We start from the raw sequence: 14,186 nt of genomic DNA on the forward strand, positions 1-14,186 counted from the left end.
CATGGGTGATTTTATTGTTCAGCCAGCAATCGGTCGATGATGACTTTTTTTGCATTTTCTTCAGCGGTGTTGTCTGTCAATGGACTAAACGGAATGTTTTTACGCTCACACGCTGCTTCAAGCAGATAATCAGTCATCTCATGATTTTTAGGCAGGATGGGACCATGCAGATACGTTCCGAGAAGATTCTTGTAATGCAGACCTTCTTTCTTATCCGTATCGTTGTTGCCGAATCCTGAGACGACGCGTCCTAATGTGTCGTAAGGATGATACGTTCGTCCACCATGATTTTCGAATCCGACAATTTGACCGAATGTTTCTGATTCTATGACAATATTGCCGGTCAAGCGCTCTTTCTTAGATTCTGTATAGAAATCAAGAATATTCAATCCTTGAAGCTCCTGCCCGTCCGGAGTCACGTATTTCTCACCTAAAAACTGATAGCCGCCGCAGATTGTCAATGCCGGCACACCGTCTTCAATCGCTGCTTTGAAGTCATCTTTAATGCGGAAGAGCTCCTGAGTGGCAATAGCCTGCTCTCGGTCGCTTCCTCCTCCGATGAAAAGAATATCTGCATCACTAAGTGACAAGCCTGCAGTTTCTTTGACATCCGTCACATTCACTTCAATACCGCGCCACTTTGCCCGTTTTTTAAGAGCAATGATATTGCCGATGTCGCCGTATAGATTCAGTTTGTCGGGCATGAAATGATAGACATTAATTGAAGTCATGAGCGGCCCTCCTTAAAATAGTTAGTTAATACACGATGCATCGGTTCCAGCGATGTATAGTTCGGAATGCATACCGTGTAAGTTCCGTCCTGCAGAGCGGACGCCGTCGCAGCTGATATATCGCTGATAACTTCAACAGGTACATTGATTTCTGCATATTTTAACCGGACGGCTAATTCTTCCGCACGGTTACCCGTGCAGTAAATTTTACCGATATTCTGGCGTTCCAGCTTCTCAAAATCCGCATCCCATATCCAGGAAATGTCTCGTCCATCTGCACCGTTATCGTTCAAGCTGATCAAGTAATTCTTCTCACCATCGATTTTCTCACCGACAGATAGGCTCGCGTTAAGTCCTGCTGGATTTTTTGCTAAGTTGATGATTGCTTCCGCACGGCCATTAGTAAAATACTGCATCCGTCCATTATCAGAGGAATAGCTCTCAAAACCTCTTCTAATGTCATCATCATTTAACCCTAACTCCTTTAATACACTGTACGCTGCAATGATGTTGAACACATTGAAATCCCCTGCAAGCTTCATATTGAAGGTTTGTCCATTAATGACAGGGACTAAATAAGGATTCTCTTTCAGTGCCTCGACTTCGTACATCGGTTCTGCTCTGTTGAAGCCGCACTCACAAGAATAATGTCCGATCTGATTATAATGAATATGGTCATAGTGTAATAATCTGCCGCAGTTCGGGCAGTATTTGCTTTCAATCATCGTGCTTTCTTCAAATTGATGAATACCTGCTGCCATACCATAATAAACGACATCATCGCCAGCGATTTTCAATCGTGACACAAAAGGATCATCTGCATTCAAAATAAGTTTGATGCCTTTTCCTTTAATATGATCTGCAATTCCGTCGACCAATATATCAATTTCTCCAAAGCGGTCCATCTGGTCGCGGAAAAAGTTAGTGAACACCATCATCGTCGGCGTCATTTCCTTCAGCACTCTCGGGATAGAGCCTTCATCAATTTCAATAATGGCGAGCTTCGTATCCTTTTTTGTCTGAGTGATAAAACTTGAAGTAATGCCTGCTGCCATATTAGCGCCTTCTGTATTATGAACAATCTTAATGTGATTGGTCTTTAATGTATGTCCAATTAAATTTGAAGTCGTCGTTTTGCCGTTCGTTCCGGAAATGAAGACCACTGCATCCACTGAAGAAGCAAGTTTGTGTAAGATTTGCGGGTCTATTTTACGTGCTATCTGACCGGGCAGATCCGTGCCGCGCTTTCCGGCCGCAATACTTGCGCGTCTCGCAGCTTTTGCGATTAGTTTAGCTGAAAAAGTTCTCATAGCAACCTCCTTGATTAACAATTCATTATACCATCTGATGGGATAACAATGCCCATTATTATACTATATTTAACGACTGATTTTCATTCGACTGCTGCTGTGAATCTCATTTAAGGCGTTCCAGCACTTTTTTTTGTAGAATAGAGAGGCATAAGGAGGAACGTCCATGAATGAATTTGTAGCTCTTGATTTTGAAACAGCCAATGGTAAGTCGGCTAGTGTCTGCAGTGTTGGAATGGTCAAAGTGCGGGATAATATGATGACTGAAACGTTCTATACACTGGTCAATCCTGAAGACTATTTCTCAAAAGGCAACATTGCAGTGCACGGCATTACGCCTGAAGATGTCGCAGACGCACCGATATTTCCTGAAGTATTTGAGCATATGCTCGACTTCATCGGTGAGCTGCCGGTCGTTGCACACTTTGCCCGCTTCGATATGAACGTGCTCTATGCATCCATCCAGCGCTATCAGCTCGACATGCCGACTTTGAAATATTTCTGTTCATGCAATATGGCACGGAAGACTGTCAAGCATCACAGCTATAGTCTGAAGAATATGATGGCCTACTATCAGCTCGACTTCCACGGCCATCATCATGCACTTAACGATGCGAAAGCAAGTGCTATGATTACCGTCAGACTGCTGAAGTCATATCCATCACTCGATGATTACTTGAAGAAGAACCGTTCGTATTTGTCAGCAATGAAAAATAAAGCTACTAAGAAGGCCCAGCTCGACCGCTATAACAAAGATCTCGTCAGCGTTAAACCGACCGTCAGTGATTTTGATATGACGCATCCGTTCCACGGTAAAACAATAGCCATCACAGGAACGCTTCATATGAAACGTAAGGAAACTGTCCAGTATATTGTTGACCATGGAGGTAAGTTCGAACCGGATATTGGTGCACCGATTGATATTTTGATATTCGGTACACAGAAGAGTGGAAAACCATCAAAAAAAGAGACAATCATTAAAAATAAGATTGCCTCTGGTCAAGAGATCCTGCTGATCAGCGATGATAAACTGCAGCAGCTCATCACTTTTTACAGCTAGCTATTTTTTATTTCTCATACTGCCTTTAATGCTTGAACGGGAAATAGGACGTTCTAATTTATAATCTATCCAGAACAATAGTGCTGCAATAAGAATAATTGCCATGAGTTTCAATGGTTCAAAACCATTTTCGATAGTATTCATCACAAACATAGCAATCAATACCGCAGTAATTCCGATAATTGAAAATTTGAATTTTATAATCATCACTCGTTTCGTCAAATAAAATCATAGATTGTCATATTCATATACTTCCGTTCTTCTAAATTCCCAACTGTGACCCCTACTAAACGTATCGGCCGGTCGGGATTTTTTAGAGACGTGTACAAATCATAACATACATTGTATATATCCGTACTATCTGACACTCGGTCAGGAAGTTTCAACTGCTTTGACGTTGTACGAAAATCAAACTCTTTCATCTTGACAGTGATGACGTCACCTGTCAGACCATAACGATTTAATTTGTCACTCACCTGCTGGGACAGCTGTCTGATGACACCGAGTATTTCCTCGTCTTCATTTTTATCGACAGCGAATGTCGTTTCCTTGCCGATGGATTTTCTGATCCGTTCTGATTTCACCGTCGATTCATCGATACCACGAGCATAGCGGTATAGCTTAGGTCCTCGCCTGCCAAACTTAGCAATCAGTTCATGTTCAGTTAACAGATATAGATCTGCCCCTGTATGAATCCCCTGTTGTTTCATCTTGTTTTCGGTTACCTGTCCAACGCCTGGAAATGCACCAATCGGGAGTTTCATCAATAGCTCATGTACATTGCCATGGTGTATGACAGTCAGGCCATTCGGTTTATTCATTCCTGACGATAGTTTGGCAAGAAACTTGTTATACGATACACCTGCTGAACAAGTGAGCCGTGTCCCTTCAAAGATATCCCGCTTAATGAATGAAGCGATACGTGACGCCGGCATATCTCTTCTGACAAGATGTGTAATATCAAGATACGCTTCATCAAAGGCCACTGGCTGGACATGTTCAGTATAACTTCTAAAAATCGCCATGATTTTCTCAGATTCTTCCCGATAAACTTCAAAGCGTGGTCTGACGTAATAACCATCTGGACATAGCTGATGCGCACGGCTCATCGGCATCGCTGAATGAACACCAAATGCCCGCGCTTCGTAACTCGCTGTCGCAACGACACCTCTTGAACTTGATTTGCCGCCGACTATGACAGGTTTTCCTTTTAACTTTGGATTATCGCGCTGTTCTATCTGCGCATAGAAGGCATCCATATCGATATGGAGTATTCTTCTTTCCATAGCATCATCCCTTTATCGTCATCTTGCAGACAGCTTCTACATGAGTGGTCTGCGGGAACATATCCACTGGTGTGATTTCCTCTATATGATAGAGATCTGACAAACTCTGAATATCACGCATCAAAGTCGATGGATTACATGACACATAGACAATACGGTCCGGCTTCAGTTCTTTTAATGTATCAATGAATACAGAATCGCATCCTTTTCTTGGTGGATCAATCATTACAACGTGAGGCTTCACGCCCTGCTGCTGCCAGTTGATGATGATATCTTCTGCCTTACCTGCCTCAAAATGTGTGTTTGTCAGACCATTCAGCGCTGCATTCTTCTTCGCATCCATGACAGCTTTTTGGACAATTTCAACACCATATACCCGTTCAGCATGGGATGCCATGAAGAGGCCGATAGTACCGACACCGCAGTATGAGTCAATGACATTCTGACTGTCGTTCAGCTCAGCATAGTCTAATGCCTGCTGATATAATTTTTCAGTCTGCTCATGATTGATTTGATAGAAGCTCATATCCGATATTTCGAACTTCAGCTCTTTCAGCTGGTCTTGTATTTCATCTTTTCCTCTGATGGTCGTTGATTGTCTTCCCATGATGACATTTGTACGGTCCGGATTGATGTTCTGTCTGACACTCACGATATATGGGAATTTGGCCATCATGTGCTGAGCAATGACATCAGCCTGCTCAAGACGTTTGTTTTTAGTGACAAGTACAATCATCGTTTCGTTGATCGCTGTTCCGCTTCTAATGATGATATGCCGTAAATTCCCTGTATGACGGCGTTCATCGTAAATACTGACATTCAGTTCATTCAACAAACGGCGCAGCTCATTCATAATGTCGTCATGGCTTTCCTTCTGAATGATGCATTCTTCGATAGGCACAATGTCATGTGAACGCGGCTTGTAGAAGCCGGTAACTATCTGCTCTTCTCGTTTCACAGGCAGCTGACTTTTATTGCGATAACGCCACGGATGTTCCATACCGATAATCGGTCTGACCGGAATATCTAGCTTTGTCATTTTGCGCACTAAGTTTTTGACCTGTTCTTCTTTCATGTTGAGCTGAGCGTCATATGCCAGATGCTGAATGTTGCACCCCCCGCACTGGTAATAATAACGGCAGGGCGGCACGACGCGGTCAGGACTTTCTTCATCGATGGATAACAGTTTACCGATACCGAACCCTTTACTTTTCTTAATGAGCTTGAATGTTACATGTTCCCCTTTGACAGTGTTTGGTACAAAGACAGGATAGCCGTCGAATTTAATGACACCGCTGCCTTCATGTGTATAATCTATGACCTGTCCGGATAATATATCGTTTTTATTCATTATATCCTCAATTCTTTCGTGTCTATTTCAAATAATGCGTAGCCGTCATCGAGCAGTGATTTCATGATGACTGGATACTGTCCCTCGACATCTACTGCGTGAGCACTTGTTTTCATTAAGTAACGGCCGCCTGGTTCAAGCTTGAACGGGATGCGAGGCGTAAAATCAATGCCATTGGTTTTGACATACTGACTGACCGCATCACGTACTTCTATGTCATCAAGCGGAACTACTGTCACGTCTTCCGTCTGCAGAAAAGGCGTGAAATTAGCCCGGTAGTCATGTGTCAGCACTGTATAGACAGCGTCATCGTCCAGCGGCTCCCCATCGAACGTCACATCTTTTACGCGGTGAGCTTCACTGACTTGAACACCTGCATGGTTATAACGTTCTGGTTCTGACAGATCAATCGTATAATCCAGTTCATAGAAGATATCCATGTTATAGCTCGGGAAGCCTGGTGCAATGGATTGATTTTCTTTCAATAAGTAAGGCGTACCGTTCGTATTGAATGCTGAGGCACTCCACTCCAGCCATTCCTTGATCAATCGTCCCGGAACATTGAGTGCAGTCAGTAGATTAGGGAATCGATAAATACTCATCACGTCCTTCAACGTGACATCTCCTGCACTGACCATGACATAGTCATCACCACCGTCCCGACCTGCTTTCAGCGGGGCAGATGTTGTGATAACTCTGTCAGTCATATCTACCTGTGCCTCAAAGGCAGCTTTTGCGCTTCTTGCGATGAGTTCGACTGCAAGGCTCGGTGCAGCCTGACTGAAGAAACTGTCGATAGGATACTCCGTATAGCCTACTTTGCTGTTGATGAATGTCATGATATCCCGATGAGTTGAGTCATTCTCGGCTTCAAGCTGCGGATTGATAACTGTCTGTCCTTTCAGTTCTATCAATTCACTGCTGCCTCCCTTAATCACAAAGCCATCGCCGTCACTCGCAAGCGTTAAAGTGATTTTCCCTAAATGACTGCCGAACGACACAGGTTGAACAGCAAACGTTCCGTTGATTGTTCCACAACGTGAATCGACGCCCTCTACACTGCTGTATTCATCACTCGGGAACAGCTGATGAGTATGACCAAAAATCATCGCATCAATGTCATCAATTGCACTGATCAAATGTACTTGATTTTCAAGACCTGATTCAGCTGTCTGCGATGGATCAAAGCCTGAGTGACATAGACATATGATAATATCACACTTATTATGCAGTTGTCCTGCCCAGTGCTTCGCTGATTCATACATATCGTCGACAACGATCCGCCCATTCAAATGCGGTTTGTCCCAGACTAAAATCTGCTCAGGTACAACACCGATGACACCTACTTTGACCGTCTTTCCGTCATCGAATGTTTTGTTGATGATTGTGTAAGGTGAAAAAATATAATCACCATCACTTGTTCTGACATTGCTGTTGACAATCGGAAACGCCGTCTGAGCCATCGTCTCAAATAAATAATCCAGCCCATAATTAAATTCGTGGTTACCTAATGTTCCTGCATCATAACCGATAGTATTCATCATATGAATCATCGGATGACATTCCGGCTGCTTATTGACCGCATAATCCGCCACTAAATTTCCTTGTAAAATATCGCCGTTATCCAGAACTAAAGTCTGAATATCTTTGCTGTCATTAGCAGCTTTTATTTCTAAAATCTTACTGCCGGCGAGAATCAAGCCATTCGTTTCCTGTGGTTGATCTAAAAAATAATCATATAAGCTGATATGTGTATGAACATCTGTCGTTCCTAAAATCATTAATTGATAATCTTTCATAGGTCTCCACCTTTCTATTCTATTTTATTCCATCATGAATTTATTGTCACATAGATTATATAAGGAGAAGAGGGGTATAGGACACCATGATAAATAAAAAGGGAGTGTCATTATGTATAATGATTTAAAAGGTAAAGTCGCACTTGTCACGGGTGGCTCATCAGGTATCGGTAAAGCCATCGTCGAACGCTTTGCTGCTGAGGGTATGAAAGTGGCTGTCAATTACCATTCCGATGCTGAAGCTGCTGAACAAATCGTCAACAAAATTAAATCAGCTGGTGGCGAGGCAGTCGCCATTAAAGCTGATACGACAAATGAAGAAGAATTTCTCGCAATGTTCAAGGAAACGATTGATACATACGGAGCACTACATGTCATGGTCAATAACGCTGGTGTCCAAAAAGATATCGTCAGTCATGAGATGACGATGGAAGAATTCGATAAGGTGATGAATGTCAACTTACGCGGAACGTTTATCGGCTGCCGTGAAGCATTGAAACAATTCATGAAGCAAAAATATAAAGGAAATATCATCAATGTTTCGAGTGTCCATGAGATCATACCATGGCCTCACTTTGCTCATTACTGTGCAAGTAAAGGAGGCGTCAAACTGCTGACGCAAAGTCTTGCGATGGAGTATGCTCGCGTGCAGATCCGGATCAATAATATTGCACCAGGCTCTGTTGATACACCGATCAATGCCGAGAACTTCGAAACAGAAGAGAAGAAAAAAGATGCAGAAGATTTCGTGCCGATGGGCTATGTTGCTGAACCGGAAGAAATGGCCAATATTGCAGCTTTTCTGGCCAGTAAGGAATCAAAATATATTACAGGGCAGACCATTGTCTCTGACGGCGGCCTGTCACTCTATCCATCACACCGCAACTGGGAATATGATGACCTGGCAGCGGAATTTACAGACGAAATATAGATTGACTGATATTCAACCTCAATAAAAACAGCGGCTCATTGATCAATGAGCCGCTGTTTTTATTGATGGAATATGATTCATCACCATTATTGGTCTTCTAGACTGCTGTCCATAATTTCTTGTTGATATTGACCGTCTATTTCGTTTTTCTTCTGTATATTGTTTTCTTTCTCAAATCTTTCGAGCGGACTGAATATATTGACATGACGCTTCAGATTGATGAAGTGAGCAGGCAGTATTCCACCGAACTCTCCGTCTACATTCAGCTGCACTTTCTCAAATGAAGATACTTTGACATCCTTTGCTTTCACATAGTGAACTTTTGGATGTTTTAAATGTTCTCCTCTCGTCGCAAGCGTAAATATATGACCGAATTCTGCTAGATTAACTCTTTCAAGGAATAACACCGTAAAATAGCCATCATTAATCGATGCTTCAGGTGCCAGTTTCTCAAATCCGCCGACCGAGTTGGTCAACCCAATCAAAAACAACATCACTTCCCCAGTAAATACTTCTCCGTCATATTCAATACGAACATCCGATGATTTGATTTCAGGCAGCATTTCGAGTCCTTTGACGTAATATGCCAGCGGACCGATCATCGTCTTCAATTTGCTCGGTGCTTCGTATGACACTTCAGTGATCTTACCGCCCCCAGCAATGTTGATGAAATAACGATTGTTCATCTTGCCGATATCAACCGGTACGGTATCTCCTTCGATAATGACGTCGACTGCTTCCATAATGTCCTTTGGAATCACTAGCGCCCGTCCAAAGTCATTGACTGTGCCCATCGGTATAATACCGATATCAGGAATATGATCTTGTTCTGCAACACCGTTGATGACTTCATTCAATGTGCCATCTCCACCTGCCGCAATAATTAAATCAAAATTCTCTTGTAACGCGGCTCTTGCTGCAACGGTCGCATCACCGACTGCTGTCGTCGCATGTGCACTTGTCTCAAAACCTGCCTGTTCCAGTTTAATCAGCACATCCGGCAGTACTTTTTTAAACTGTTCTCGGCCAGATGTAGGATTATAAATGATTCTTGCTTTTTTTCTCATTAGTGGTCTCCCTCTTCTTTATTTTTCCCGGTCAGTTGTCGCTCTTTCACATAAGTCCTAAACAAAGTGAAAGTCACAATGACAATCAAGACTTGAAGAAGTTTCAGCGGCCAGCCTTCAAGCGGCTGAATCATTAGTATCGTCACAAGAATAATATTGATGACAATTAAGATGAAATAAAACCATGTCATTCTGCTCATCGTCTGCGCCCGCCGAATATATTTCTGACTATCTCTCTGCCGATTTGTCTGCCGACACTTGTCAGTACAGAGGATGCAATTTTTTTGAATTCAGATGATGGTTCTCTTGTCGTACGTTTCTTCTCCACTTTGTTATTTTCTGTCTGTTCCGCAGCTGCCGTAAATTTCTTCTGCAGCAATTCATAGGCACTTTCACGGTCGAGTGACTGACTATAGGTTGATTGGTATGGATTCGCATCCACAGCCGCCGCTGCAACACTGGGATCAATGACTCCGATTTTACTTTCAGGTGGTCTAATAAAGGCACGTTCAACAATTGACGGCTGCCCCTCCTCATTCAAAAATGAAATAAGTGCTTCTCCGGTTTTTAATTCTCCGATTACTGAAGCTACATCAATGTCAGGATTCTGTCTGAATGTTTCCGCTGCACTCCTCACTGCTTTTTGATCTCGCGGTGTAAATGAACGGAGGGCATGCTGTACGCGATTACCGAGCTGCCCCAGTACTTCATCCGGTAAATCAATTGGATTTTGAGTCACAAAATAAACACCTACACCTTTTGAACGGATCAGACGAACGACTTGCTCCACCTGCGTGACAAACGACTTATTGGCATCTTTGAACAACAGATGAGCCTCATCAAAGAAGAAGACAAGTTTAGGCTTATCAGCATCTCCTATTTCAGGGAGCACTTCAAACAGTTCCGTCAGCAACCATAACAAAAACGTAGTATAGAGGAGCGGCTGTTGATACAGTTCATTCGCCTGAAGTATATTGATGACGCCTTTATTTTGATCGACGCTGATGAAATCCTCCAGTTTCAATGCTGGTTCACCGAAAAATTGTTCAGCTCCCTGACTTTCCAGTTCAAGCAATTTGCGCTGGATAGCTCCAATGGACTGCTTGGATATATTACCGTATTCACTCATGTAGTCTCTGTTATTGTCTCCCATATCTCGGAGCAGTGCCTGTAGATCCTTCAGATTCGAGCAGTACGAGCCCTTTATCATCACTGATTTTAAATGCCATATTCAACAGACCTGACTGCGTATCATTCAATAGCAGCAGTCTCGATAACAGTAGTGGACCCATCTCTGAAACAGTGGCTCTGATAGGGGTACCCGTCTTACCGAAAATGTCCCATAGTCTCACCGGGAATGTCTGTGGTTGATAATCGCTGAGCTGCAATGCATCGAGTCGCTCCTGAATTTTAGCGTTAACAGTCATCGGCTCTGCAAGACTTGCCAAGTCTCCTTTGACATCGGCAAGAAATACCGGTACACCGGCTTTTGAAAATTGTTCTGCCATCACTTTCAATGTAATCGTCTTACCCGTTCCTGTTGCACCGGCGATCAGGCCGTGCCGATTTGCCATGGATAAGTTCAGACTGATGTCACTGCTGCCTTTTGCTATATTTAACACACGTATCACTCTTTCACATTTTATCGTTATCATTATTGTACCGAATTTATTCAATTATGCAATTTTATAAAAAAAAGACCCGTACAGGGTCTAATGTCTCGTCGATTGATACCAGTTAACAGCATCACGTTCAAGAGATGTAACAAATTCATCTTTGGCATTTTTATAACCATGATAGTCATCAGCGAACTGATAAGCAAGCTGCTGCTTCAAATCAGCATATGATTTCCGGATATCTGGATGCATTCTCAAATAGTCTCTGACCGCAAGCCTTCTATCGATAGCGTCAAAGTCAGTCTGTTCAATCATCAGAATAACACGTGTCAAATCATCGCATTCTCTAATAAATACTTTGCATCGTTCATCTGCCAGGACTACCGAATTAACCGCACGGTAGCCGGCCGACTTCATCGTTTCGACATACTGCTCGATCTTCTCGATGTCCTTCACTACGGGCAGTATATCCAGAGATTGATTACCAGGAAGATCTTTGACGGCGGTGCTGCCGAAATGATGAATTTCAACAATTTCATTTCTGAAGATTTCAATCAATTGTTTAGACTCATCTATAAATATTTTCTGGTAATCTGTGACATTCCACGGGGTATAATCAATCATAAATATCCTCCACTTTTTGGTATGTCTTTATTTTCCCGCTATTTTATCACAATAATTGTAAATATTCTATTAATGTAATGTATATTTTTTATCATTATTATTTACAAAGAAAAGTGACTGACTTTCGATATCTCTCATTCATACCATTATTTTACATTGTTAAACCCAGTCGATCCAGTTAAATAACTGAGCTGTATTAATATTGGGCTATAAATTTTTTTCATTATTTGCTAAAATTGAGATATTGATATACGTCTGGAGGAAAATGCAGCAATGAAAAATTTACTTTTCTGGCTCTATGTAGTGATTGCAATCGTACTTATAGCACTAGGCTATACTTATTGGGAATCAAAAGTAACCGACTCAGAGGCACAGGACGATGTCGTTGCGCAATCAACCGGCAAAGATTCCAGCACTGCTGACTCATCAAAGAAAGACAAAAAAGAGGATGCTTCAAAACCAAACAAAGATTTATTTAAAAGTAAGGAATTTCAGGAGATTTATAACACTGAGACCAAAGACGGTAAAAAAATGAATATTACTCTCGTGTCGACGCCTTACCAGACTTCAGAGGAAAACACGAGTGTCAAGGACGAGCTTGAATCTTCAATTGATGATCATATTAAGCTTACTGATTTGGAAGTCGCCGGTGTATCCACTGCTGTAACCAGTGAAGATATATATGATGGGGATCCGGACTTAATTGTACTGGACGCACTGACGCTCAATGATTTCTTTGAAAGTGTGCCATTAGATAATCACATCAACACTTTGGAAAACATTTATAACGACGTGGAACAAAATGATATTCCTGTTGTTATTATCGGCACAAGACGCGAGTATGACAATCCTGATTTCAACGACTACCAGAAAGCTGAAGAAGATTATTTCGGCAACAAAGATAATAACTTCAGATATGTGAGTCAATCCGGCGACTGGCCTGATGACGAAACAATATCTGATGACTATAATGTCGATGAAGGATTATTGACTACTGATGGTGTTGACCTCTGGACGACAGCAATCTCTGATTATTTATTCAAATAAACGATTAGAACCCGAAGGCGTGGATTGACCTCACGCTTTCGGGTTCTTTGTTATTAAATCCGTCTTACTTAAACTTATCGGTTAAAATAAGCCAAGGAATTTCTTCTTTTTCTTAGTTTTAAGCTTCTCTAATTTGTCTTCTTTTTGTACTTCAACTGGACTCACATAACGTATCGTTTCACCGGCCAGTATTTTACGCGCATTGTCCTGATAATATTCAGCCTGCACAACACCATAATGATCTTCAATAAATTCATAGCAGTCTTTCATGAAGAAATTTCTGCCTGTCACATTATGAGCATCGCTTGCGACGATGTGAATCATCTGATGAGTCATCATCATATCTGCTACTGACTGCGTATGATCCCCTAATCTTCCGACGACAACGCCTGCGGTTACTTGGCATAGTGCGCCAAGTTCTATCAATGCAGCAAGCTTGTTCGGATTGTTCTGCAGCTCTTTGTTGCGTTCAGGATGAGCGATGACCGGAATATAGCCTGCGAGTGCCATCTTAGTGAACAGCTGCTCTGTATAGATCGGAATTTCATGTGTCGGGAATTCAATCAAGACATAAGGCGCACCTTGCACGAGAGGAAGTGCCTTGCCACTTTTAAGATCCTCTATGACATCACCATATATTCTAATTTCCTGGCTTGGATGAATCGTCAGCGGTATATCATGAGATTGGATGAGCTCGTTGACCTGTGCTGTCAGTTCACTGATTTTCGGCCCGTAATTCTCATAGACACCTATTTTGTGATGCGGCGTAGCGATAATATCTGTAATGCCTTCCTGCACTGCAGCTCTTGCCATCTCCAATGTCTCCTCAGCACTTTCTGCCCCGTCATCTATACCAAATAAAATATGATTATGTATGTCTATCATTAATTTTCGCTCTCCTTTTATCACTTTTATTACCAATATACATGGTCACCAAGAGAATATAAAGCAAATTAGTTTTCTGAATATTCCCGTTTTTATAATTGATATATTTAATCTTATCCTATACAATTACAGTTAATGATATGGACGTTAAATATAACTTCAAAGGAGGACGACGTGTGACATCATCCGAAGTAATATTCCGTGTCAGTCGAATGGAATGCTTATATAAGCGGTACTTAACTGAATCACGGAAAGACCTGTATGAGTATTTGAAACAGTACTATTATTCTCAGTGGGCAGATGACCGGGATTTCATCTTTGCAGAAACCAACTTCTCCTACACTATCTTTCAGCCCCACCGATTGACTGAACTTATCGAAAATGGGTAAATCATACCTTTTTAATGATAAAACCTTCGATTGTCCCTTCACATGCAGATGATGTGAGATGACAATCGAAGGTTTTTATTTTATATGATT

General features: G+C 42.0%; 16 protein-coding genes and 1 pseudogene. 5 read left to right on the forward strand and 12 right to left on the reverse strand.

The window, feature by feature from the left end; translation table 11 throughout:
* Nucleotides 1-11: 11 nt before the first annotated feature.
* Together gatD and murT are read right to left on the reverse strand one after the other, a co-directional pair.
* Entirely contained in the window at nucleotides 12-731 is a 720-nt protein-coding gene (gene gatD / locus AC3IPL_RS08460; RefSeq protein ID WP_489240583.1) for a lipid II isoglutaminyl synthase subunit GatD, read from the reverse strand.
* A complete protein-coding gene (gene murT / locus AC3IPL_RS08465) occupies nucleotides 728-2,041 on the reverse strand; it encodes a lipid II isoglutaminyl synthase subunit MurT (RefSeq protein ID WP_489240585.1) in 1,314 nt (437 codons plus the stop codon). Before murT ends, gatD begins: the two co-directional genes overlap by 4 nt.
* Nucleotides 2,042-2,207: 166 nt before the next feature.
* On the opposite strand from murT, the pseudogene AC3IPL_RS08470 reads away from it, so the two are divergent.
* A pseudogene (locus tag AC3IPL_RS08470) lies at nucleotides 2,208-2,756 on the forward strand (3'-5' exonuclease); the annotation flags it as partial.
* Between the two features lie 78 nt (nucleotides 2,757-2,834).
* Nucleotides 2,835-3,101: a BRCT domain-containing protein gene (locus AC3IPL_RS08475; RefSeq protein ID WP_489242325.1), complete on the forward strand. Its 267-nt coding sequence runs from the start codon at nucleotides 2,835-2,837 to the stop codon at nucleotides 3,099-3,101.
* Here AC3IPL_RS08475 and AC3IPL_RS08480 read toward each other — a convergent pair whose 3' ends face one another.
* From AC3IPL_RS08480 to AC3IPL_RS08495, 4 genes are read right to left on the reverse strand one after another with little or no spacing between them, the layout of a single operon-like run.
* Entirely contained in the window at nucleotides 3,102-3,323 is a 222-nt protein-coding gene (locus tag AC3IPL_RS08480) for a hypothetical protein (RefSeq protein ID WP_489240587.1), read from the reverse strand.
* Nucleotides 3,320-4,387, reverse strand: coding sequence for a DNA polymerase IV (gene dinB, locus AC3IPL_RS08485; RefSeq protein WP_489240588.1), 1,068 nt, complete (start codon nucleotides 4,385-4,387; stop codon nucleotides 3,320-3,322). The genes AC3IPL_RS08480 and dinB overlap by 4 nt, the downstream gene beginning before the upstream one ends.
* Nucleotides 4,388-4,391: 4 nt before the next feature.
* On the reverse strand, nucleotides 4,392-5,738 hold the full coding sequence (gene rlmD, locus AC3IPL_RS08490) for a 23S rRNA (uracil(1939)-C(5))-methyltransferase RlmD (RefSeq protein WP_489240590.1): 1,347 nt from the start codon (nucleotides 5,736-5,738) through the stop codon (nucleotides 4,392-4,394).
* A complete protein-coding gene (locus AC3IPL_RS08495; protein WP_489240593.1) occupies nucleotides 5,738-7,537 on the reverse strand; it encodes a 5'-nucleotidase C-terminal domain-containing protein in 1,800 nt (599 codons plus the stop codon). The genes rlmD and AC3IPL_RS08495 overlap by 1 nt, the downstream gene beginning before the upstream one ends.
* A 112-nt stretch (nucleotides 7,538-7,649) precedes the next feature.
* Between AC3IPL_RS08495 and AC3IPL_RS08500 the strand changes: the two genes are divergently transcribed.
* Nucleotides 7,650-8,468, forward strand: a complete 819-nt coding sequence (locus AC3IPL_RS08500) for a glucose 1-dehydrogenase (protein WP_489240594.1) — start codon at nucleotides 7,650-7,652, stop codon at nucleotides 8,466-8,468.
* An 86-nt stretch (nucleotides 8,469-8,554) separates the two neighbouring features.
* Here AC3IPL_RS08500 and AC3IPL_RS08505 read toward each other — a convergent pair whose 3' ends face one another.
* From AC3IPL_RS08505 to AC3IPL_RS08525, 5 genes are all read right to left on the reverse strand, one after another.
* The gene (locus AC3IPL_RS08505; RefSeq protein WP_489240596.1) at nucleotides 8,555-9,535 is read right to left on the reverse strand and encodes a diacylglycerol kinase; all 981 of its coding nucleotides are present in this window, start codon (nucleotides 9,533-9,535) and stop codon (nucleotides 8,555-8,557) included.
* Nucleotides 9,535-9,735 (reverse strand): hypothetical protein, encoded by a 201-nt coding sequence (locus AC3IPL_RS08510; protein ID WP_489240598.1) that lies wholly within the window; start codon nucleotides 9,733-9,735, stop codon nucleotides 9,535-9,537. Before AC3IPL_RS08510 ends, AC3IPL_RS08505 begins: the two co-directional genes overlap by 1 nt.
* Entirely contained in the window at nucleotides 9,732-10,664 is a 933-nt protein-coding gene (locus AC3IPL_RS08515; RefSeq protein ID WP_489240600.1) for a helicase HerA-like domain-containing protein, read from the reverse strand. The genes AC3IPL_RS08510 and AC3IPL_RS08515 overlap by 4 nt, the downstream gene beginning before the upstream one ends.
* Before the next feature lie 10 nt (nucleotides 10,665-10,674).
* Nucleotides 10,675-11,157, reverse strand: coding sequence for a helicase HerA-like domain-containing protein (locus AC3IPL_RS08520; RefSeq protein WP_489240602.1), 483 nt, complete (start codon nucleotides 11,155-11,157; stop codon nucleotides 10,675-10,677).
* A 90-nt stretch (nucleotides 11,158-11,247) separates the two neighbouring features.
* Nucleotides 11,248-11,775, reverse strand: a complete 528-nt coding sequence (locus tag AC3IPL_RS08525) for a GrpB family protein (protein WP_489240604.1) — start codon at nucleotides 11,773-11,775, stop codon at nucleotides 11,248-11,250.
* Nucleotides 11,776-12,048: 273 nt separating this feature from the next.
* Here AC3IPL_RS08525 and AC3IPL_RS08530 point away from each other — a divergent pair, with 273 nt between their 5' ends.
* Nucleotides 12,049-12,822 carry a hypothetical protein gene (locus AC3IPL_RS08530; protein ID WP_489240606.1) on the forward strand — a complete coding sequence of 258 codons (774 nt, stop codon included), beginning with the start codon at nucleotides 12,049-12,051 and terminating at the stop codon, nucleotides 12,820-12,822.
* An 81-nt stretch (nucleotides 12,823-12,903) separates the two neighbouring features.
* Here the strand turns inward: AC3IPL_RS08530 and AC3IPL_RS08535 are convergent, their stop codons facing one another.
* A complete protein-coding gene (locus AC3IPL_RS08535) occupies nucleotides 12,904-13,707 on the reverse strand; it encodes a tyrosine-protein phosphatase (protein WP_489240608.1) in 804 nt (267 codons plus the stop codon).
* A 176-nt stretch (nucleotides 13,708-13,883) separates the two neighbouring features.
* Between AC3IPL_RS08535 and AC3IPL_RS08540 the strand changes: the two genes are divergently transcribed.
* The gene (locus AC3IPL_RS08540) at nucleotides 13,884-14,096 is read left to right on the forward strand and encodes a hypothetical protein (protein WP_489240610.1); all 213 of its coding nucleotides are present in this window, start codon (nucleotides 13,884-13,886) and stop codon (nucleotides 14,094-14,096) included.
* Nucleotides 14,097-14,186 lie beyond the last annotated feature (90 nt).

The sequence above is a fragment of the Macrococcus sp. GL_134 genome (assembly GCF_057834705.1).